The organism is Variovorax sp. FW301-JW7 (genome assembly GCF_058788795.1).
In genome coordinates this window covers 30,857-52,042 of sequence record NZ_JBYTBC010000005.1, presented here as the reverse complement: position 1 = coordinate 52,042, position 21,186 = coordinate 30,857, and the positions used below count along the sequence as shown (strand labels likewise).

The window sequence follows — 21,186 nt, the reverse complement described above, 5'->3', positions numbered from 1 at the left end:
CTCAACCTGCAGCTTGTGCGAAGCCTTCGAGAACGTTGACCGCGTTCACACCCACCTCGGCCACCGCATAGCCGCCCTCGAACACAAACACCGTCGGCAGGCCCGCGCGCGCAAGGTCTTCGCCCATGCGCAGGTAGTCGTCGCTCTTCAGTTTGAAGCCCGAGATCGGGTCGCCCTCGAAGGTGTCGACACCGAGCGAGACCACGAGCGCGCCGGCCTTGACCTTCGCGATGCCGTCGAGCGCTGTGCGCAGCGCCGCGCTCCAGGCCGTGAAGTCGGTGCCGCGCGGCAGCGGCAGGTTGTGATTGAAGCCCTCGCCCGCGCCCGCGCCGCGCTCGTCGGCGTGGCCCAGGTAGTACGGGTAGTCGGTGAGCGGGTCGCCGTGCAGGCTGGCGAAGTGCACGTCGCTGCGTTCGTAGAAGATGGCCTGCGTGCCGTTGCCGTGGTGGTAGTCGACATCGAGCACGGCCACGCGTTCGACGCCCGCATCGCGCAGCGCCTGCGCGGCGACAGCGGCGTTGTTGACGAAGCAGTAGCCGCCGAAGAAGTCGGCGCCCGCGTGGTGGCCCGGCGGGCGCGTGAGCGCGAAGGCACTGCGCTCGCCGCCGATGACGCGCTGCGCCGCCGTCCACGCACAGGCGGCGCCGTGGCGCGCGGCGGCCCAGCTGCCGGCCATCAGCGGCGTGCCGGCATCGAACGAAAAGAGGCCCAGGCGCGCGGGAAAGCTCTTCGGCAACACGTCGGTGCGCATGCCGCGCGTGGGCCAGTAAGAGGGCAGCGCGTCGCGTGTGGCGTTGGCGGCGTCGAGCGCCACCCACTCGTCCCAGGCATGGGCGATGAAGTCGAGGTAACGCGGCGCGTGCACCTTCGCCAGCAGCGCTTCGTCGAACGCGTCGGGCGCCTGCAGCGGGCCGAGGCCGCGCCGCTCGAGTTCGTGCCTCACATGGTCGACGCGGGCGGGCACCTCGAAGCAGGGCACCAGCTCGCCCCGGAACATTTCGACTTGGCCTTGGTGCAGTGCGTGCTGGTCGTTGTAGATGGTGAGCATGAAGCGGCGAAGGGCGTGACGACAGAGCCTGCCATCATGCCGCACGCCGCAGCACCGCCCGGCGCCGCCCCGAGGCGGTGAGGCCGAACAGGTCCTTCGGGTCGTCGAGCTCGGGCACCAGCGCGATCTGCCGGCCCACGCCGCGCTCCAGCGCCAGCTGCTGGATGCAGCGCAGCGCCGTGTAGTCCTCCAGCGCGAAGCCGACCGAGTCGAACACCGTCACCTGCTCCGGCCGCTCGCGGCCCGGCACTTCGCCCAGCAGCACGCGCCACAGCTCGTGCACCGGGAAGTCGGGCGCCAGCTGCTGGATCTCGCCCTCGATGCGGGTCTGCGGCTCGTACTCGACGAACACGCGCGCGCCGCGCAGCACGTCGGGATGCAGCTCGGTCTTGCCGGGCGAATCGCCGCCCACGGCGTTGATGTGCATGCCGGGCTCGATCATCTCGGGCGTGAGCACGGTCGCGTGGCCCTGGTAGGCGGTGATGGTGGTCACGATGTCGGCGCCGCGCACCGCCTCGGCGGTGGAGTCGGCGCGCACGATCTCCATCGGCGTGCAGGCCGCGAGGTGGCGCACCAGCTTGTCGGTGGCGCGCGGGTCGATGTCGAACACGCGCACCTGCTCGATGCCCAGCAGCGCATGGAAAGCCAGCGCCTGGAACTCGCTCTGCGAGCCGTTGCCGATGATTGCGAGGCTGCGCGCGTCGGGCCGCGCCAGCGCCTTGGCGGCCATGGCCGAGGTGGCGGCCGTGCGCAGCGCGGTGGTGAGCGTGAGTTCGGACAGCAGCACGGGGTAGCCCGTGTCGACCTCGGCCAGCACGCCGAAGGCCATGACCGTGGGCAGGCCGACCTGCGTGTTGTGCGGGTGGCCGTTGACGTACTTGAAGGCATAGGCGCCGTCGTCGGCCACGGGCATGAGCTCGATCACGCCCAGGTGCGAATGGCTGGCCACCCGCGCCTTCTTGTCGAACTCGCGCCAGCGCAGGAAGTCGTCGCGCAGCGCGTCGGCCAGCGTGACGAGAAATTCCGGGACGCCGGTCTCATCCACCAGGCGAACCAGGCTGTGCACATCGATGAAGCGGGTCATGGCGCGGCTCCTTGCGTAGCCCTGACACGGCGCTTCATCCGTTCACACGGTCTCCACCATGGCTGATTCAGGATGCGCCTGCGCCAAGGGTTCGAGCCATTGTGCGCCTGTGCGCGTCAACGTGCCAACACGGCCTTAAGAGCTACGCCAGTGTGCGTACCCAATCGCACCACCTCCTCCGGCGGCGCCGCCGCCACGATGCGTCCGCCCGCGTTGCCGCCCTCGGGCCCGAGGTCGAGAATCCAGTCGGCTTCGGCGATCAGGTCGAGGTCGTGCTCGATCACCACCACGCTGTGGCCGCCGTTCACCAGCCGGTGCAGCACGTGGATCAGCTTCTCGACGTCGGCCATGTGCAGGCCCACGGTCGGCTCGTCGAGCACGTACAGCGTGTGCGGCGCCTTCTGGCCGCGGCGGGTGATGTCGTCGCGCACCTTGCTCAGTTCGGTCACCAGCTTGATGCGCTGCGCCTCGCCGCCCGACAGCGTGGGCGACGGCTGCCCCAGCGTGAGGTAGCCCAGGCCCACGTCCTTCAGCAGCTGCAGCGGGTGCGCAATGTTGGGCATGCTGGCGAAGAACTCGACCGCCTCGTCGACCTCCATCTTCAGCACGTCGCCGATGCTCTTGCCGCGCCAGCTCACGGCCAGCGTCTCGGGGTTGAAGCGCGCGCCGTGGCAGACCTCGCAGGGCACCTTCACGTCGGGCAGGAAGCTCATCTCGATGGTGCGCACGCCCGCGCCGTCGCAGCCCGGGCAGCGGCCTTCGCCGGTGTTGAAGCTGAAGCGTGCCGGGCCGTAGCCGCGCGCCTTCGCCTCGAGGGTGTCGGCGAAGAGCTTGCGGATGGTGTCCCAGAAACCGATGTAGGTGGCGGGGCAGCTGCGCGGCGTCTTGCCGATGGGGGTCTGGTCGACCTCGAGCACGCGGTCGATGACCTCGTAGCCGTCGACGCCGCGGCAGCCGGTCCAGGCCGGGCGCTTGCCCGCGGCATCGGCGTCGCGGCCGGCCTTGGTCATGCGCTGCACCACGATGCCCTGCACGCTGGCCAGCAGCACGTCGCGCGCGAGCGTCGACTTGCCCGAGCCGCTCACGCCCGTGACCACCACGAGGCGGTGCAGCGGCAGCGTGGCGGTCACGTCCTGCAGGTTGTGCAGGTCGGCGCCGTGCACGGTGAGCCAGTTGCCGCTGTCTTCCGCCTTCGGATCGGGCGAGGGAATGAGGCGGCGCGCCTGCAGCGGGTGCTTGATGGCGTCGCGCAGGTAGCGGCCGGTCTGCGAATCGCCGGCCTTCTGGATGTCGGCCACCGTGCCCTCGGCCACGAGGCGGCCGCCGCGCTTGCCGGCGCTGGGGCCGATGTCGATGATGTGGTCGGCGCGGCGGATGGTGTCTTCGTCGTGCTCCACCACCACCAGCGTGTTGCCCTTCTCGCCGAGCTTGTGCAGCGCGTTCAGCAAAATCTGGTTGTCGCGCGCATGCAGGCCGATGGTCGGCTCGTCGAGCACGTAGCACACGCCCTGCAGGTTGCTGCCCAGCTGTGCCGCCAGGCGGATGCGCTGCGCCTCGCCGCCCGAGAGCGTGGGCGCGCCACGGTCGAGCGTGAGGTAGCCCAGGCCCACCTCTTCCAGGAATTCGAGGCGGCTCTTGATCTCGGGCACGAGGTCGCGCGCGATCTCGGCTTCACGGCCGTTGAGCACCAGCCCTTGGAACCACTGGCGCACCTCGGTCACGCTCATGCGCGCCAGCTGCGTGATGCCGATGCCACCCGAGCCGTCGGCCGCGGTGCCGAAGCCCACGGCGCGCGCGGTGGCGTTCAGGCGGGTGCCTTCGCAGGTCGGGCACGCCACGTCGGCGAGGTCTTCCACCTCGGGCTCGGCGAAGGTCTGTTCGCGGCCCTTGCTGTCGTCGTCGCGGATCGAATCGTCGAAGACCTTGCGCTGGTCCTTGCTGAGCTTCACGCCCGTGCCCACGCAGTCGGGGCACCAGCCGTGCTTGCTGTTGTAGCTGAACAGGCGCGGGTCGAGCTCGGCGTAGCTGGTGCTGCACATCGGACAGGCGCGCAGCGTGGAGAACACCTGCACGCGGCCGATGCCCACGGCGGACACGCCGGCCATCATGGCGGCGCGCAGGCCGTCGAGCTCGCTCAGCACATGCACCACGCCCTTGCCGTGCTCGAGCGCCCTGGTGAGCGCCGCGCGCAGCTCGTTCTCCTGCGAGGGCAGCACGTCGAGGCTGGCCACGGGCAGCTCGATGCTGTGCTCCTTGAAGCGGTCGATGCGCGGAAAGCCCGTGGTCGGCAGGAAGTCGCCGTCCACGCGCAGGTGCGTGAAACCGCGCGGGCGCGCCCAGTCGGCCAGCTCGGTGTACACGCCCTTGCGGTTGCTCACCAGCGGCGCGAGCAGGCCGATGTGCTGGCCCTTGAAGTTGCGCATCAGCTGCGCGGCGATGCTGTCGGGCGTCTGCGGCTGCACGGCCGCGCCGTCGTGCACGCAGTGCTGGATGCCCAGCTTCACGTACAAGAGGCGCAGGAAGTGCCACACCTCGGTGGTGGTGCCCACCGTGCTCTTGCGGCCGCCGCGCGACAGGCGCTGCTCGATGGCCACCGTGGGCGGAATGCCGTACACCGCGTCCACCTCGGGCCGGCCCGCGGGCTGCACGATGCTGCGCGCATAGGCGTTGAGCGATTCGAGGTACCGGCGCTGGCCTTCGTTGAACAGAATGTCGAAGGCCAGCGTCGACTTGCCCGAACCGCTCACGCCCGTCACCACGCTGAACTTGCCGCGCGGAATGTCCACGCTGAGGTTCCTCAGGTTGTGCTCGCGCGCATTGACGATCTCGATGGCGTTGCTGCCCGGCGCCGTCTTCGCGTTGGCGATGTAGCGCCGTGCGGCGCGCTCGGCCACCTTGTAGGCACCGGGGCCGATGGCGAGTTCGTAGTCGGCCAGCGCCGCGCCCGTGAGCGAGGCGCGGTTCTCGCGCAGCTGCTCGGGCGTGCCTTCGGCCACCACTTGGCCGCCGCCCTCGCCGCCTTCGGGGCCGAGGTCGATCAGCCAGTCGCTGGCGCGGATCACGTCGAGGTTGTGCTCGATGATGATCAGCGAATGGCCGGCATCCAGCAGCTTGCGCAGCGCGCGCATGAGCCGCGCAATGTCGTCGAAGTGCAGGCCGGTGGTCGGCTCGTCGAACAAAAACAGCGTGCCCTTGCGCGCCACCATCTGGCGGCTCGCGGTCGCGCTCTTGGCGGCCTCGGCCAGGAAGCCTGCGAGCTTCAGGCGCTGCGCCTCGCCGCCCGACAGCGTGGGCACGGGCTGGCCGAGCTTCACGTAGTCCAGGCCCACGTCGACGATGGGCTGCAGCACGCGCAGCACGTCGCGGTCGGTGTCGAACAGCGCCGCGGCCTCGGCCACGGTGAGCTCCAGGATGTCGGCCACGTTGTAGCCGCGGCCCTTGCGCTCGATCTTCACTTCGAGGATCTCGGGCCGGTAGCGCTTGCCGTCGCAGTCGGGGCAGCGCAGGTACACGTCCGACAGGAACTGCATCTCGACGTGCTCGAAGCCCGAGCCGCCGCAGGTGGGGCAACGCCCGTCGCCGGAGTTGAAGCTGAACTTGCTCGCCGTGTAGCCGCGCTGGCGCGACAGTGCCGCGGTGGCGAAGATCTCGCGGATGGCGTCCCACGCGCCCACGTAGCTGGCGGGGTTGGAGCGCGCGGTCTTGCCGATGGGCGACTGGTCGACGAACACCACGTCGCCCAGGTGGTCGGCGCCGAGCATGCGGTCGTGCGCGCCCGGCGTCTCGGTGGCCTTGCCGAAGTGGCGCATGAGCGCGGGCGCGAGCACGTCCTGGATGAGCGTGGACTTGCCCGATCCGCTCACGCCGGTCACGCACACGAGGCGCGCGAGCGGAAAGTCGACCGTGATGTTCTTCAGGTTGTGCTCGCGCACGCCTTCGAGAATGAGCCGGTGCGTGTTCTCGCTCACGAGCCGCTTGAAACCCATGCCGATCTTCTTGCGCCCGCCCAGGTACTGGCCGGTGAGCGTGTCGGCGTCGCGCAGCTGGTCGGTGCCGCCGTCGAACACGATCTGCCCGCCGCGCACGCCGGGGCCGGGGCCCATGTCGATCACGCGGTCGGCGGCGAGCATCACGGCCGGGTCGTGCTCGACCACCACCAGCGTGTTGCCCGCATCGCGCAGGCGCAGCATGGCCTCGGTGATGCGGTTCATGTCGCGCGGGTGCAGGCCGATGCTGGGCTCGTCGAGCACGAACAGCGTGTTCACCAGCGAGGTGCCCAGCGCCGTCGTGAGGTTGATGCGCTGCACCTCGCCGCCCGAGAGCGTGCGGCTCTGGCGGTCGAGCGTGAGGTAGCCGATGCCCACGTCGTGCAGGTAGCGCAGGCGCGTGGTGATTTCTTCGAACAGCAGCTTCAGCGCCTGCGCCTCGCCTTCGCTGGCGGGGCTGCCGTTGCCGTGGTGCTCCACGCGGTCGAAGAACCTGCGCAGCCGCTCGATGGGCAACAGCATCAGGTCGTGCAGGCACAGGCCGGGCAGCGCCTCGAGCTGGGCGCGGCTCCACTTCGCGCCGGTGGGCAGGAAGCGCTTTTCAGGCGGCAGCACCGCGTCGGCGTCGTCCTTGCTGCCGATGCGCCACAGCAGCGGGTCGAGCTTCAGGCGCGCGCCGCTGCATACGGGGCACGGCGTGTAGCTGCGGTACTTCGACAAGAGCACGCGGATGTGCATCTTGTAGGCCTTGCTCTCCAGGTAGCCGAAGAAGCGGCGCACGCCGTACCACTGCTTGTTCCAGTTGCCTTCCTTGTAGTTCGGCGTGCCCTCGATCACCCAGTGCTTCTGCTCCTCGGTGAGCTTGTTCCACGGCGTGTCGCGCGGAATGCCGGCGGCCTCGGCGTGGCGCATGAGGTCGTCCTGCGCTTCTTTCCACGCAGGCGTCTGGATGGTCTTGATGGCGCCGGCGCGCAGCGTGAGCTTGTCGTTCGGGATCACGAGCCCCAGGTCGACGCCGATCACGCGGCCGAAGCCGCGGCAGGTGTCGCAGGCGCCCACCGCCGAGTTGAACGAGAACATCGACGGGATCGGGTCGGTGTAGCGGATGTCGCTCTCGGGGCAATGCAGGCCGGTCGAGAACTTCCACACCTCGGTCGGTGCGTTTTCCTCGGCGCCGGTCGCATGCACGGTCACGCGCCCGCTGCCGCGCTTGAGCGCCACCTCGATCGCTTCGACCACGCGCGCGCGTTCGGCGCTCGAGATGCGGAAGCGGTCGGCCACCACGTCGAGCACCTTGCGCGGGCCGGTGGGCGTGGCCACCTCGCGCTCGGCCTGCACGCGCGTGAAGCCGCTGGCGGACAGCCACTGCGTCACTTCGTCCGCCGTGGTGCCGGCCGGCAGCTCGACCGGGAAGGTGATGACGATGCGCGGGTCGCCCGCCGCCGCCGCGCGCTCGGCGATCTGCGCATAGATGCTGTCGGGCGAGTCGTGGCGCACCGGCAGCGCGGTCTCGCGGTCGAACAGCTGGGCCGCGCGCGCATAGAGCAGCTTCAGGTGGTCGTTCAGCTCGGTCATCGTGCCGACCGTGGAGCGCGAGGAGCGCACCGGGTTGGTCTGGTCGATGGCGATGGCGGGCGGCACGCCCTCCACCTTGTCGACGGCGGGCTTGTCCATGCGGTCCAGGAACTGGCGCGCGTAGGCGGAAAAAGTCTCCACGTAGCGACGCTGGCCTTCGGCGTAGAGGGTGTCGAACACCAGGCTCGACTTGCCCGAGCCGCTGGGCCCGGTGACCACGGTCATCTCGCCGGTGCGGATGTCGAGGTCGAGGTTCTGGAGGTTGTGCTGGCGCGCGCCGCGAATCCGGATGGAGCCCTGTGTCATGGATGCCTTGAGGGGTGGGGCAAACATTCTAGGGAGAGCTTCGTGACGCTCCGGCCCGCCCCGCCGCATGGGCGGCGCTCGCGCAGGGGTTTGTCTGGATGTGTCCAAAGACACTTTATGAAACAAATGCGACATTTGTTTTCACAATTGTTCAGCGAGTCTCCCGAAGGCTCCGAAAGGCTTTCATGACGAAGAAGAAAGTGGCAGGTTCACGGCACGCGCTCGGCGTGGCGGCCCTGCTGGCGCTGTGCGCGATGGGCGCCTCGGCCCAGATCGTGATCGGCCAGACCGCCGGCATGACCGGCTCGGTGGCCGCCAGCGTGAACGAGACCATCGGCGGCGCGCAGCTGGTGATCGACGCGGCCAATGCCCAGGGCGGCATCCACGGCGAGAAGATCGAGGTGATCCGCATGGACGACGCCTTCGACGTCAAGCGCGCGGGCGATAACGCGCGCGCGCTCATCGAAGACAAGAAGGTGCTCGCGCTCTTCATGAGCCGCGGCACGCCGCACTCGCAGGCCATCATCCCGTACCTGGACAAGAACGAGGTGGCGCTCATCGGCCCCTCGACCGGCGCGATGGTGCTGCACAAGCCGCTGCAAAAGCATGTGTTCAACGTGCGCGCCACCTACCAGCGCGAGGCCGAGAAGGCGGTGCAACACCTGCTGACCATCGGCCTCACGCGCATCGCCGTGGTCCACGTGACCGACTCGTTCGGCGCCGACGCGCTCCAGGGCGCCATGAACGGCTTCACCAAGGGCAAGGCCCAGCCGATCGCGACCGTGCCGGCCGACCGCGAGAAGCCCGACTACAAAACCATCGTGCCCGCCATCATGAAGGCCGACGCGCAGGCGGTGGTGTGGATCGGCTCGGGCGTGGCGGTGGTCGACGGCATCAAGGCGCTGCGCGCCGCGGGCTCGGCGGCGCAGGTGGTCACGCTGTCGAACAACGCCTCGTCGGGCTTCATCAAGCAGCTGGGCGACGCCAGCCGCGGCGTGATCGTGACGCAGGTGTTCCCCAGCGAACGCTCGATGGGCCAGCCGATGGTGAAGGAAGCGCTGACGCTGGCACGCGCCAAGGGCCAGGCCGAACTCTCGCCGGCCGCGCTCGAAGGCTTCGCCTCGGCCAAGGTGCTGGTGGAAGCGCTGCGCCGCGCCGGCCCCAAGCCCACGCGCGCCAAGGTGCTCGCGGCGCTCGAAAGCCTCAAGGGCTACGACCTGGGCGGCGGGCTCGAGGTGAGCTACTCGCCGCAGGACCACAGCGGCATCGACTTCGCGGACCTCGCGATCATCAGCGAAGGCCGCTTCAAGCGCTGACGCGACCCTGTTGCGTTACTTCGCGGCAGAGGCCGCGGCGGCCGGTGCCGACGCGCCAGGCGCCGGCGTGGCCGCCGGTGCGGGGGCGTGCGTCGTGTCGCCGCCGTGCTTCTCGCCGGACATGTCGATCTTGTCGCCGCCCATCGAAATCACATACAGGGCAATGGCGGCGAAGATGACGAAGCCGACAACGATTTTCCACATGGGGACTGTCTCCTGAAAAGGTGAGGAAGAGGCAAGAAAGGGTTCAAGAAAAAGGCCTCATGCCGCGGGGCATGAAGCCTCTTTGTTGAACGGAGGGCAGCCGTCGCGCGGCCCCCTCCAGATGCCGCCGATCAGTCGTTGGCGTAGATGTCCACGTCCTTGGTCTCGCGGATGAACAGCGTGCCGATCACCAGCGTGATGCCCGCGATGATGATCGGGTACCACAGGCCGTTGTACATGTTGCCGGTCGAGGCCACGATGGCGAAGGCGGTGGTCGGCAGCAGGCCGCCGAACCAGCCGTTGCCGATGTGGTACGGCAGGCTCATCGAGGTGTAGCGGATGCGCGTGGGGAACATCTCGACCAGCATCGCGGCGATCGGGCCGTAGACCATCGTCACCAGCAACACCAGCCAGAACAGCAGCACGATGGTCAGCACCTTGTTGATCTTGGCGGGGTCGGCCTTGGCCGGGTAGCCCGCGATCTTCAGGTCTTCGGCCACGCCCTTCTTGAAGGCGGCAATGGCCTTGACGCTGGCTTCGTCGAACTTGGAGTTCGCAACCACGCCGGTGGGCGCTTCCACGGTCTTGTCGCCGATCTTCACGACGGCGGCAGAGCCCGGCGCGCCGGCCACGTTCTCGTAGCTCACCGAGTTCTGCACGAGGTAGCGCTTGGCGATGTCGCACGAGCTCTTGAAGTCGATCTCGCGGGCCACCGGGTTGCCCTGGAACGAGCAGGTCTTCGGGTCGGCCGTCACGGTGACGCCGGCCGTGGCCTGCGCGCGGGCCAGGTCGGGGTTGGCGGCTTCGGTCAGCATCTTGAAGACCGGGAAGTAGGTGACCACGGCCAGCAGGCAGCCGGCCATGATGATCGGCTTGCGGCCGATCTTGTCGGACAGCGTCCCGAAGATCACGAAGAAGGGCGTACCGAGCAGCAGCGCGGCGGCGATCATCAGGTTGGCCGCGGTCGCATCGACCTTGAGCTGCTGCGTCAGGAAGAACAGTGCATAGAACTGGCCCGAGTACCAGACCACGGCCTGGCCGGCCGTGAGGCCGATCAGCGCCAGGATCACGATCTTCAGGTTCTTCCACTGGCCGAACGATTCGGCGAGCGGTGCCTTCGAGGTCTTGCCCTCGGCCTTCATCTTCTGGAAGGCCGGCGACTCCGACAGCGTCAGGCGGATCCACACCGAGATGGCCAGCAGCAGGATGGAGACCAGGAACGGAATGCGCCAGCCCCACTCGCCGAAGGCCTGCTCACCGAGCCAGGTGCGCACGCCCAGGATCACGATCAGGCTCAGGAACAGGCCGAGCGTGGCCGTGGTCTGGATCCACGAGGTGTACGCACCGCGCTTGCCGTGCGGCGAGTGCTCGGCCACGTAGGTGGCGGCACCGCCGTACTCGCCGCCGAGCGCCAGGCCCTGCAGCATGCGCAGCGCGATCAGGATCACCGGCGCCGCGACGCCGATGGTCGCGTAGCTGGGCAGCAGGCCGACGATGAAGGTCGACAGGCCCATGATCAGGATCGTCACCAGGAAGGTGTACTTGCGACCGATCATGTCGCCCAGGCGGCCGAACACGATGGCGCCGAACGGACGCACCAGGAAGCCGGCGGCAAACGCCAGCAGCGCGAAGATGAAGGCCGCGCCCGCATCCAGGCCGCTGAAGAACTGCTTCGCGATGATCGCGGCGAGCGAACCGTACAGATAGAAGTCGTACCACTCGAACACAGTGCCGAGCGAGGAGGCGAAGATGACCTTCTTCTCCTCCGCGGACATGGGCCGGGGGGCCGGATGCGGCACTCCCCTTGAATCTAGCGTGGCTGCCATCGTCGTCTCCTGGTGTGTATGTATGCGTCCATCGGTGCCCGGCATTCGGGACCGTGGAGGCATTCTTGGAGGCGCGACTGACCCGAGGCTTTCGCGAAACTGAACGGGCGCTTACGGTTTAGGGTGAAACCCGCGCCGCACGTTTCAGCTTGTAAGAAACAAGGACCCTGTGCGGGTTTGTCCTCGGTCCTTGCTGCAAGGCAGCAAAAGACCTCAGCTCTTGCTGCTGCGCAGCAAGGAGGGGCGCTGGTCGGCGCCGGTCCATTGCGGACCGTCGAACCAGGCATCGCCCTGCAGGTAGGCGCGCAGCATCGCCAGGCCGTCGAAGCCCCAGAACAGGCGCCCGTCGACCACATAGCAAGGCACGCCGAACACGCCCTGCGCCACGGCCTCGTCGGTGTTGCGCTTGAGGAGGGCCTTGTTGTCGTCGCCGTTCACGTCGCGCTTCGGTTGAAGCTGCGCCGTGAGCGCGGCCAGCCGCGTGGCGTCGCCCGCTTCTTCGCCGCCGCGCCACACGTGGCGAAAGAGGGTTTCGGCTGCGAGGCGATTGATGCTGCCGTCGTCGCCCGTGGCCACGGCCAGGCGCAGGTGCGGCAGCGGGTTGTAGGGGTGCGAGGCCGGCATCTCGATGGGGATGCCGTGCGCCTGGCCCAGCCACAGCACGTGGCGGTAGGTCCAGCTGCGCTTGGAAGGAATCTCGGCCGGCCCGAGCTGGCCGTGGTGCTTGAGCAGCGCGCCCAGCAGCACGGGCTTGTAGGCCACGCTCACGCTCAGGCCTTCGAGCGCCTCGGGCAGGTGCTCGAACGCGAGGTGCGCGTAGGGCGAGATGAAGTCGAGATAAAAGTCGATGTGCTTCATGCGTCGTGGTCTCCGGTGGTGGCTTCGGGCACGCGCCAGATGCCGGCCTGGGCGCGCAGTTCGATCGCGCGCCACACCTGGCGGCGGCTGTCGTCTTCCATCTTGCTCCAGCCCGCGATCTCGGGGATGGTGCGCAGGCACCCTTCGCAGAAGCCGCTCAGGCGGTCCATGCGGCACACCGACGAGCACGGCGAAGGCACCTCGCCGTCCGTGCGCTGCACGGCGGTGGCGCGCTCGGCGAGCGCCTGCGCTTCGTCGAAGTTCACACCACGTCGGCCACCGGCGCGCCGGTGAGCTTCTCTAAATCGCTTGGGTGCAGCTGGAACACGGCGTGCGGATGGCCCGCGGCGGCCCAGATCTCCTCGAAGCGGAACAGCTCGCGGTCGATCAGCACCACGGGCTTGGTCACATGGCCCACCGGCGACACGCCGCCGATGGTGAAGCCGGTGCGCGCCTTCACGAACTCGGCGTCGGCACGGCCGGTCTTGCCGACGATGGCATCGACCTTCTTCTCGTCCACGCGCTTGTCGCCCGAGGTGATGACCAGCACCGCCGCCTCGTCGCTCTTGCGGCGGAAGATGATGCTCTTGGCGATCTGCCCGACCGAGATGCCGAGCGCGTCGGCGGCCTGCTGCGCGGTGCGGCAGGCGTCGTCGAGCATGCGGGGCGCATGGGGATGGCCGGCGTCCTGGAGCACGCGGGAGACGCGTTGGACGCCTTCGGGGAGGGAGTGGAGTTCAGAGCCGCACATGCATTCGAATCTATCAGGCCGCGGACCGCCCCCCATCAGGCGTTGCGCTTGAACATGAACAGGAACGCGCCCATCGCCATCAGCACGCCGCCGAAGACGCGGTTCTGCGCGCGACGTGCACGCACGCTGCGCAGCACGCCCTGCAGCCGCGCGGCCAGCCAGGCGTAGCCGTGCATCACGGTCACGTCGACCGCCACCGTCGTGGCCAGCAGCACCAGCAGCTGCAGCCACAGCGGGCGCGTCGGCTGGATGAACTGCGGCAGCACCGCGGCCATGAAGACGATGCCCTTGGGGTTGGTCACGTTGGTCAGGAAGCCGCGCAGCACGCGCTGCCGCGCCGTGAGGTCGGGTTCGCCGGCGGCTTCCGGTGTGTCGCCCTCGACCTTGGCGACCGGCGCGCGCCACTGGCGCCAGCCCAGCCACAGCAGGTAGCACGCGCCCACCACCTTGATCGCCGTGAACGCGGTGGCCGAGGCGGTGAGCACCGCGCCCACGCCCAGGCCCGCCACCAGCAGGATCACGGCCAGCCCCAGCTGCAGGCCGACGATGGTCGCCGTGGTGCGCCGCACGCCGTAGCTGAGCCCGTGGCTCATGCTGAGCACCGCGCCCGAACCGGGCGACACCGCGATGACGCAACTGGCCACCAGAAACGCGAGCCAGAGATGCAGGTCCATGAAAACGCCTGTGCGGTTGTATGTTTCAGCCGGCCCGCTTGGTGCGGATGGCCGTCGAGGCGCGCGAGTTCGGCTCGCGGCCCAGCGCTTCGCTGATGTACACGCCTGCGTCGATCAGTTTGTCCAGGTCGATGCCGGTTTCAATGCCCATGCCGTGCAGCATGTAGACCACGTCCTCGGTCGCGACGTTGCCCGTCGCGCCCTTGGCGTAGGGGCAGCCGCCCAGGCCGGCCGAGGACGACTGGAAGTTCCACACGCCGAGTTCGAGCGCCGCCAGCGTGTTGACGAGTGCCTGCCCGTAGGTGTCGTGGAAGTGGCCGGAAATGGCGTCGACCTCGAAGTGCGCCAGCGTGGCCTCCATGGCCGCCTGCACCTTGCGCGGCGTGCCCACGCCGATGGTGTCGGCCACGTCCACGCGCTGCACGCCGATGCCCTTCATCAGTTGCGCGAGGTAGCCGACCTTGGCCGGCGCGATCTCGCCTTCGTAGGGGCAGCCCACGGTGCACGACATGGCGCCGCGCACGGCGATGCCCTTGGCGCGCGCGGCCTCGACCACGGGCGCGAAGCGCTCGATGCTCTCGGCGATCGAGCAGTTGATGTTCTTCTGGCTGAAGGCCTCGCTCGCGGCGCCGAACACCACGATCTCGTCGGGCCACTCTTCGCGCGGCGCGGCAATGGCGGCCTCGAAGCCCTTCATGTTGGGCGTGAGCACCGAGTAGAGAACGCCCGGCTTGCGCACGATGCCGTGCATCACTTCGGCGTTGTCGGCCATCTGCGGCACCCACTTGGGCGAGACGAAGCTGGTGACCTCGATCTCCTTCAGGCCGGCGTCCTGCAGGCGGTGCACGAGGCCGATCTTGACCTCGGCGGACACGGGTTGCTTTTCGTTCTGGAGGCCGTCGCGCGGGCCGACGTCGACGAGCTTGACGCGGGTGGGGAGTTTCATGGGGTGTCTCTTGTGTCGCTGTCGCGGAAGGATGAAAAACCGGCTTCGATTGTCCGACACATGGCAATGCCCTGCTGGGTACACAAGTCGCGGAAGGTAGCAATGCGCGCCTGCGGGGTTGCAAATGGTGCCAACCGGTCGGCCCTGCAGGAAAACGGCCGCTAGACGGTTTCGCGTTGCGTGAAGCCGTCGGGCAGATCGCTCGTGGCGTCGGCCTCGCTCACATCGACCGCCGCCACGCGCGCACCGGCCGGCCCCTGGCGCGCCCAGTGCACCAGCGCCTCGACCGCATCGGCCTCGCCGGCCACGAGCGCTTCGACCCTGCCGTCGCGCCGGTTGCGCACCCAGCCGCGCACGCCGAGCCGCTGCGCGGCCTGCACCATCGACCAGCGATAGCCCACGCCCTGCACGAGGCCGTGGACGACGAGGTGGCGGGTGATGGTGGCGTGGGCGTTCATGGAAAGTGGGTCAGTACGACTTCGGCAGCCCCAGTGCCTTTTCGGCGATGAAGTTCAGGATCATCTGCGGGCTGACCGGCGCGATGCGCGGGATGTAGCTCTCGCGCAGCAGGCGCTCGACATGGTATTCCTTCGCGTAGCCCATGCCGCCCAGTGTGAGCACGGCGTTCTGGCAAGCATCGTGCGCCGCCTCGGCCGCGAGGTACTTGGCGGCATTGGCCTCGATGCCGCAAGGCTCGCCCGCGTCGTACAGCGTGGCGGCCTTGAGCATCATCAGGTCGGCCGCTTCCAGGTTGGCCCAGGCGCGCGCGAGCGGGTGCGCCACGCCCTGGTTCTGGCCGATGGGGCGGCCGAAGACCACGCGCTCCTGCGCGTACTGCGAAGCGATGCGCAGCGCGGCGCGGCCGATGCCGATGGCTTCGGCGGCGATCAATATGCGCTCGGGGTTCAGGCCGTGCAGGATGTATTCGAAGCCCCGGCCCTCCTCGCCGATGCGGTCTTCTTCGGGCACTTCGAGGCCGTCGATGAAGAGCATGTTGGAGTCGACCGCCGCGCGGCCCAGCTTGTGGATCTCGCGCACCTCGACCTTGCTGCGGTCCAGCGGCGTATAGAACAGCGTGAGGCCCTGCGTGGGCTTCTTCACCTGGTCGAGCGGTGTCGTGCGCGTGAGGATCAGCATGCGATCGGCCACCTGCGCGGTCGATATCCAGATCTTGCGGCCGTGCAGCAGGTACCCGCCATGCGGCTGGCGCACCGCCTGCGTCTTGAGGCTGGTGGTGTCGAGCCCCGCATCGGGCTCGGTCACGGCGAAGCAGGCCTTCTCGGTGCCCGCGATCAGCGGCGGCAAAAAGCGCTGGCGCTGCGCCTCGGTGCCGAAAACCACCACCGGGTTGAGGCCGAAGATGTTCATGTGCACCGACGACGCGCCCGACATGCCCGCGCCCGACGCGCTGATGGCACGCATCATCAGCGCCGCCTCGGTGATGCCCAGCCCCGCGCCGCCCTGCGCCTCGGGCATCGCGATGCCGAGCCAGCCGCTGTCGGCGACGGCGCGGTGGAATTCGTGCGGGAACACGGCGCGGTCGTCGTGGTCGCGCCAGTAGTCGATGGGGAAGTCTTCGCACAGGCGCTCGATGGCCGCGACGAGCGAGCGCTGGTCTTCGTTCAGGGAGAAATTCATTTGCTGCTGTCTTTCATGGGTTCCGGCTGCAGCGTGACGCCGCGCGCGAGCAGGCGGTCGATGGCGTCGTCCGCGTAACCCGCTTCGCGCAGCAGCTCGACGCTCTGCTCGCCGATGCGCGGCGCGGGCCGGCGGATGGCCGCGGGCGTGGCGCTGTAGCGGCCGACGGGCGCGAGCGTGCGGATGCGGCCTTCGCTCGGGTGGTCGAACTCGGGGAAGAAATCGACGGCGCGCAGGTGCGGGTCGTCGAGCAGGCTTTCGGTGGTGTGCAGGCGCGCGACCGGGATGTCGGCGGCTTCGAGCAGCGCCATCCATTCGTCGCTGCCGCGCGTGGCCATCACCTCGGCCACGAACGCATAGACCGCGCCGATGTTCGCGGCGCGCGCCGTGTGCGTGCCGAACATCGGCGAGCTGCGCAGCTCGGGCCGGCCGATCACGTCGAAGAAGGCCTGCCAGTGCTTGTCGTTGTAGATGAGCACGCCGAGGTAACCGTCGGCCGTGGCGTAGGGCTTGCGGTGCTCCGCGAGCAGGCGCGCGTAGCCGGTGGGCCCGAGCGGCGGCTCGAAGCTGTGGCCGCCGAGGTGGTCGCCCATGACGAACTGCGAGAGCGCCTCGAACATCGGCACTTCCACCGCCTGGCCTTTGCCGGTGCGCTGCGCGCTGAGCACGGCGGCGAGCAGCGCGATGGCGGCCTGCAGCCCCACGGCGCGGTCGGCCAGCGTGACGGGCGCGTAGCGCGGCGCACCGCCGCTTTGCTGCGCGAAGAGCGAGGCGACGCCGGCCGCGCCCTGGATCAGGTCGTCGTACGCGGGCTTGCCGGCGTACGGGCCTTCTTCGCCGTAGCCGAAGGCGCCGAGGTACACGATCTTCGGATTGACCGCGGCCACGGCCTCGTAGCCGAGCCCCAGCCGCGCCATCGCCTGCGGGCGTGTGTTGTAAATGAGCGCATCGCAGCCCGCCGCGAGCCGCAGGCAGGCCTCGCGGCCTTCGGGCTGCTTGAGGTCGAGCACGATGGAGCGCTTGTTGCGGTTCAGGTGCATCGCCATCGCGCCCATGCCCGCATGGCGCATCGGGCCGACGGCGCGCAGGTTGTCGCCCGACGGCGGCTCGACCTTGATGACGTCGGCGCCGAGGTCGCCGAGGGTCTGCGTGGCGTACGGGCCCATCACCACAGCCGTGAGGTCGAGGATGCGGATGCCGTGAAGTGGTCCCGTGGTGTTCATGTCTTGGCTCCTTCCCCTTCCGGGGGAAGGTTGGGATGGGGGCAGGCAGAGCGCCCGATGGATACGCCGCGTGCCCCCACCCCGGCCCTCCCCCGGAAGGGGAGGGAGAAAGTCGGTTCAGCGCTCATTCCGGTTGAATGCCCGCAGCCTGGATCAGCTTTTTCCACTTCGCCAGCTCCGTCACGGTGAACGCCCCGAGTTCTTCCGGCGTGCTGCCGAACGCATCGAAGCCCAGCCTGCTCACGCGCTCGCGAAAGACCGTGCCGTTCGCCATCTCCGCGAGCGCCTTGTTGAGCTTCAGCACGACATCGCGCGGCGTGCCGGCCGGCGCGAACACGCCGTTCCACGAGGTGATGTCGAAACCCTTGAGCTCGGGCGTGTCGGCCAGCGGCGGCAGTTCGGGAAAGAGCTTGGTGCGCTCCTGCGTGGTGACCGCAATGGCGCGCATCTTGCCGGCCTTGACCGTGGCGAGCCCCGCGGCGAGGTCGACCACCATCATCGACACCTGTCCGCCGATCAGGTCGGCGATGGCCGGCGGCGTGCTCTTGTAGGGCACGTGCAGCATCGGGATGCCGCTCATGCGCGACAGCGTGGCGCCGCTCACGATGCCGGTGCTGTTGCCGCTGGCGTAGGTCAGCTTGCCCGGATGCGCGCGGCCCCAGGCCAGCAGCTCGGCGATGCTCTTCACGGGCAGGTCGTTGTTCACCACCAGCATGAACGGCAGGTTGCCCATGCGGCTGACGGGCGCGAAGTCTTTCACCGGGTCGTAGGGCAGCGACTTCATCAGGCTCGGGTTGGCCGAGTGCGTGGTGTTGGTCGTCATGAAGAGCGTGTAGCCGTCGGGCGGCGCCTTGGCCACCAACTCGGCCGCGATCACGCCGCTGGCGCCGGCCCGGTTGTCGACGATCACCGAGGCCTTGAGCGCCTCGCCCAGCATCTGCGCGGTGATGCGCGCCACCGCGTCGGTGCCGCTGCCAGCGGCGAAGGGCACGATGAGCTTGATCGGCTGCTTCGGGTAGCCGCCGTCCTGCGCGAAGGCCCAGGGCGCGGCGCCCACGAGGCCCGCCGCAGCACCGATGGAAATGAAACGGCGGCGGCTTTCCACCGCGACTGTTTCTGTCGCGTTCTTCGTCTGCATGGTTGTGTCTCCGGGGTTGTCGTTCAGGGCCGGATCACGCGCTCCGGCGATTCCTCGTACGGCGGGCTGTAGATCACCAGCACGCGCACCGGCTCGTCGCTCACCACCGTGAAGGTGTGCATCGCGTCGGCCGGAAAAAAGCAGCTGTCGCCAGGGTGCAGCTCCTGCCGCTGGCCGCCCACCTCGGCGACCGCGCGGCCTTCGAGCATGTAGCAGACCTGTTCGATGCCCGGGTGCGCATGCGGCAGCGCGCCCTTGCCCTTCTGGATGTGGCCCACCAGCACCTCGAGCTGCTTCGCACCCACCGTCTCGGGACCGATCAGGCGCTTGTTCAGCGTGCCGGTGTGGTTGGCGGGGTGGTAGCCGGTGATCTCGTCCTCGCGGACGAAGTAGCGTGCAGCGGTGGCAGTCATCGGGGGCTTTCTGTCTTGGGTTCGATCGCGAGGCACGCCGAGCGCAGCATCGCCGCGATCTCCTCGATGCGCGGCTCCATGCGGTAGCGCGGGCCGGCCACCGAGATCGCGTAGGCCTCGCCGCCGATGCGCAGCGGCCAGGCCAGGCCGATCAGGTCGGGAATGCTTTCGCCGAGGTTGCCGTACCAGCCGCGCGCGGCGCCGCGCTGCAGCTCGGCTTCGATGGCATCGGCGGTGGTGAGCGTGGCGTCGGTGAGCGGCGCGAGCGTCATGCCCTCGAGCAGCTTGCGGCGCGCCTCGGGCGCGAGCGTGGACAGCAGCGCGCGGCCCAGCGAGTTGGCGTACGCGGGGCGCGTTTCGCCCGATTCGGCCGTGTAACGGATGCGCTGCGGCGCGCTCAGCACATCGAGGTAGACGACGTGCTCGGCATCGCGGAACTTGCCGAACACCACCGTTTCGCAGGCGGCGTCGCGCAGTTCCTCGAGCGTGGCCTTCACCCGGTCGAGCACCGGGTCGTGCGCGGCGATGACCTGCGCCATGGCCAGCAGCCGGCCCGTCGGGTAGTAGCCCTGGCGGCGGCCGGTCTCGTACATGTAGCCCTGCTCTTCGAGCGTGCGGATCAGGCCCAGGCAGCTGGACACCGGCATGTCGAGCAGCCGCGCCATCTCGGACAGGGCCAGCGGCTGCTTCTCCCGGGCAAAGAGCTCGACGATCTCGATCACGCGGAATGCCGTTTTCACAACCATGAAGAAATTTTCTCGTATGTGAAAAACAAAAGCGTCGGGGTTTTCCCCCGCCGGCCGCGTTCCGGCCGGATCGTCGTCGGCGCCGGGGCGTCAGTAGCCCCGGACGGGATCGACGATGCCGGCGATCGGCAGCCCCTGCTCCATCGCGCGGATCTTCCCGGCGATCTGGGCGATGGACTCCTCGCGCAGCGTGCGCGCCGAGCCATGCGGCGTGACGGTGATCTTCGGGTGGCGCCAGAAGGCGTGGTCGGCCGGCAGCGGCTCGACCTGGAACACGTCGAGCGTCGCACCCGCGAGCTGGCCGGCGTCGAGCATCGGGATCAGGTCGTCTTCGACCAGGTGGCCGCCGCGCGCGATGCTGATGAGGTAGCCCTCGGGCTTGAGCTTGCCCAGCGTGGTGCGGTTCAGGATGCCGCGCGTGGACTCGGTCAGCGGCAGCAGGTTGACCAGCACGCGCGTGGACGCCAGGAACTCCTCGAACTGCGCCTCGCCGCTGAACACCTGCACGCCGTCGAGCGCCTTGGGCGAACGGCTCCAGCCGAGCACCGGAAACTCGAACTGCGCCACGGCCTTGGCCACGCGCTCGCCGAGCACGCCCAGGCCCATGATGCCGACCGGGAAGTCGCGCCGCAGCTTCGGCTTGCGGTAACTCCACTTGCCTTCGCGCGCATCGGCCTCGTACACGTCGAATTCGCGGAAGTGGCGAATGAGCGTGTGGCACACGTACTCGGCCATCTGCACCGACATGCCCGCGTCGTCCAGGCGCACGATGCGCGTGTGCGCCGGCACCTTGAGCTTGAGCAGCGCATCGACGCCCGCGCCGATGTTGAACAGGCCGCGCAGGTTCGGCTGCTCGTCGAGGAACTGCTGGGGTGGTGCCCACACCACGCCGTGGTCGGCCTGCGGCGCGCCGGGCGTCCAGGCTTCGATGGTGGCGTCGGGGAGTTCGGCCTTCAGGCCATCGATCCAGGGATCGGGACGGTTGTCGGTGAGGTAGACGGAGATTCGCATGGGCGCCATCTTAGAAGGCACCGGCTTGTTGCGTCGCGCGCCATCTCCTATGCTCGACCGCATTCAGCCACCAAGGAGACCCCTCGAATGATCAAAGTCAGCGTGATGTACCCCCACACTCCCGGCGCGCGGTTCGACCACGACTACTACCGCGACCAGCACATGCCGATGCTCAAGGCCCGCATGGGCGACGCCTGCCTCTCGTACACCATCGACAAGGGCCTGGGCGGCGGCGCACCGGGTTCGCCGCCCACGTATGTCGGCATGTGCCACGTGTTCGCCGAATCGGTCGAGTCCTTCCAGAAGGCCTTCGGCCCGCACATGAAGGAGATCATGGGCGACGTGAAGAACTACACCGACATCGCGCCGGTGATGCAGATCAGCGAAGTGGTGGTGGGGTAGCGAACACGCGGGCGTTGCTCGCTGCCGAACTCCATAGGGAG

Annotated in this window: 19 protein-coding genes; 2 read left to right on the top strand and 17 right to left on the bottom strand. The window is 68.7% G+C overall.

The annotated features are described in order from the left end of the window. Position 1: 1 nt before the first annotated feature. From AC3WQM_RS15375 to uvrA, 3 genes are all read right to left on the bottom strand, one after another. Positions 2-1,048: a histone deacetylase family protein gene (locus AC3WQM_RS15375; RefSeq protein ID WP_492679882.1), complete on the bottom strand. Its 1,047-nt coding sequence runs from the start codon at positions 1,046-1,048 to the stop codon at positions 2-4. Positions 1,049-1,082: 34 nt separating this feature from the next. Beyond that, entirely contained in the window at positions 1,083-2,132 is a 1,050-nt protein-coding gene (ocd, locus tag AC3WQM_RS15370) for an ornithine cyclodeaminase (RefSeq protein ID WP_492679880.1), read from the bottom strand. Positions 2,133-2,248: 116 nt separating this feature from the next. Continuing rightward, complete coding sequence (uvrA, locus tag AC3WQM_RS15365; RefSeq protein WP_492679878.1) at positions 2,249-7,999, bottom strand: excinuclease ABC subunit UvrA; 5,751 nt, start codon at positions 7,997-7,999, stop codon at positions 2,249-2,251. A 185-nt stretch (positions 8,000-8,184) separates the two neighbouring features. Here uvrA and AC3WQM_RS15360 point away from each other — a divergent pair, with 185 nt between their 5' ends. Further along, positions 8,185-9,315: an ABC transporter substrate-binding protein gene (locus tag AC3WQM_RS15360; RefSeq protein ID WP_489062512.1), complete on the top strand. Its 1,131-nt coding sequence runs from the start codon at positions 8,185-8,187 to the stop codon at positions 9,313-9,315. 15 nt (positions 9,316-9,330) lie between these two features. On the opposite strand, the gene AC3WQM_RS15355 is transcribed toward AC3WQM_RS15360, so the two are convergent. From AC3WQM_RS15355 to AC3WQM_RS15290, 14 genes are all read right to left on the bottom strand, one after another. Next, positions 9,331-9,519: a hypothetical protein gene (locus AC3WQM_RS15355; RefSeq protein ID WP_056577413.1), complete on the bottom strand. Its 189-nt coding sequence runs from the start codon at positions 9,517-9,519 to the stop codon at positions 9,331-9,333. 131 nt (positions 9,520-9,650) lie between these two features. Continuing rightward, entirely contained in the window at positions 9,651-11,345 is a 1,695-nt protein-coding gene (locus AC3WQM_RS15350) for an MFS transporter (protein ID WP_492679876.1), read from the bottom strand. Between the two features lie 213 nt (positions 11,346-11,558). After that, positions 11,559-12,203 (bottom strand): 2-hydroxychromene-2-carboxylate isomerase, encoded by a 645-nt coding sequence (locus AC3WQM_RS15345; protein ID WP_492679874.1) that lies wholly within the window; start codon positions 12,201-12,203, stop codon positions 11,559-11,561. Next, entirely contained in the window at positions 12,200-12,469 is a 270-nt protein-coding gene (locus tag AC3WQM_RS15340; protein ID WP_492679872.1) for a DUF1289 domain-containing protein, read from the bottom strand. The genes AC3WQM_RS15345 and AC3WQM_RS15340 overlap by 4 nt, the downstream gene beginning before the upstream one ends. Next, entirely contained in the window at positions 12,466-12,954 is a 489-nt protein-coding gene (locus AC3WQM_RS15335; RefSeq protein WP_492679870.1) for a YbaK/EbsC family protein, read from the bottom strand. Before AC3WQM_RS15335 ends, AC3WQM_RS15340 begins: the two co-directional genes overlap by 4 nt. Before the next feature lie 35 nt (positions 12,955-12,989). Next, on the bottom strand, positions 12,990-13,628 hold the full coding sequence (gene rhtB, locus AC3WQM_RS15330) for a homoserine/homoserine lactone efflux protein (protein WP_492679868.1): 639 nt from the start codon (positions 13,626-13,628) through the stop codon (positions 12,990-12,992). A 25-nt stretch (positions 13,629-13,653) separates the two neighbouring features. After that, a complete protein-coding gene (locus AC3WQM_RS15325) occupies positions 13,654-14,574 on the bottom strand; it encodes a hydroxymethylglutaryl-CoA lyase (protein WP_492679866.1) in 921 nt (306 codons plus the stop codon). A 161-nt stretch (positions 14,575-14,735) separates the two neighbouring features. After that, complete coding sequence (locus tag AC3WQM_RS15320) at positions 14,736-15,032, bottom strand: acylphosphatase (RefSeq protein WP_492679864.1); 297 nt, start codon at positions 15,030-15,032, stop codon at positions 14,736-14,738. A gap of 10 nt (positions 15,033-15,042) precedes the next feature. Beyond that, positions 15,043-16,212: an acyl-CoA dehydrogenase family protein gene (locus AC3WQM_RS15315; RefSeq protein WP_492679862.1), complete on the bottom strand. Its 1,170-nt coding sequence runs from the start codon at positions 16,210-16,212 to the stop codon at positions 15,043-15,045. Beyond that, on the bottom strand, positions 16,209-17,435 hold the full coding sequence (locus AC3WQM_RS15310; RefSeq protein WP_492679860.1) for a CaiB/BaiF CoA transferase family protein: 1,227 nt from the start codon (positions 17,433-17,435) through the stop codon (positions 16,209-16,211). Before AC3WQM_RS15310 ends, AC3WQM_RS15315 begins: the two co-directional genes overlap by 4 nt. Positions 17,436-17,559: 124 nt before the next feature. Next, complete coding sequence (locus AC3WQM_RS15305; RefSeq protein ID WP_492679858.1) at positions 17,560-18,573, bottom strand: Bug family tripartite tricarboxylate transporter substrate binding protein; 1,014 nt, start codon at positions 18,571-18,573, stop codon at positions 17,560-17,562. Between the two features lie 23 nt (positions 18,574-18,596). Next, positions 18,597-18,986, bottom strand: a complete 390-nt coding sequence (locus AC3WQM_RS15300) for a cupin domain-containing protein (protein ID WP_095746917.1) — start codon at positions 18,984-18,986, stop codon at positions 18,597-18,599. Further along, on the bottom strand, positions 18,983-19,732 hold the full coding sequence (locus AC3WQM_RS15295; protein WP_369630253.1) for an IclR family transcriptional regulator: 750 nt from the start codon (positions 19,730-19,732) through the stop codon (positions 18,983-18,985). Before AC3WQM_RS15295 ends, AC3WQM_RS15300 begins: the two co-directional genes overlap by 4 nt. A gap of 90 nt (positions 19,733-19,822) precedes the next feature. Continuing rightward, on the bottom strand, positions 19,823-20,743 hold the full coding sequence (locus AC3WQM_RS15290) for a 2-hydroxyacid dehydrogenase (RefSeq protein ID WP_492679856.1): 921 nt from the start codon (positions 20,741-20,743) through the stop codon (positions 19,823-19,825). Between the two features lie 87 nt (positions 20,744-20,830). Here AC3WQM_RS15290 and AC3WQM_RS15285 point away from each other — a divergent pair, with 87 nt between their 5' ends. Further along, positions 20,831-21,145, top strand: coding sequence for an EthD family reductase (locus AC3WQM_RS15285; protein ID WP_492679854.1), 315 nt, complete (start codon positions 20,831-20,833; stop codon positions 21,143-21,145). Positions 21,146-21,186: the final 41 nt, after the last annotated feature.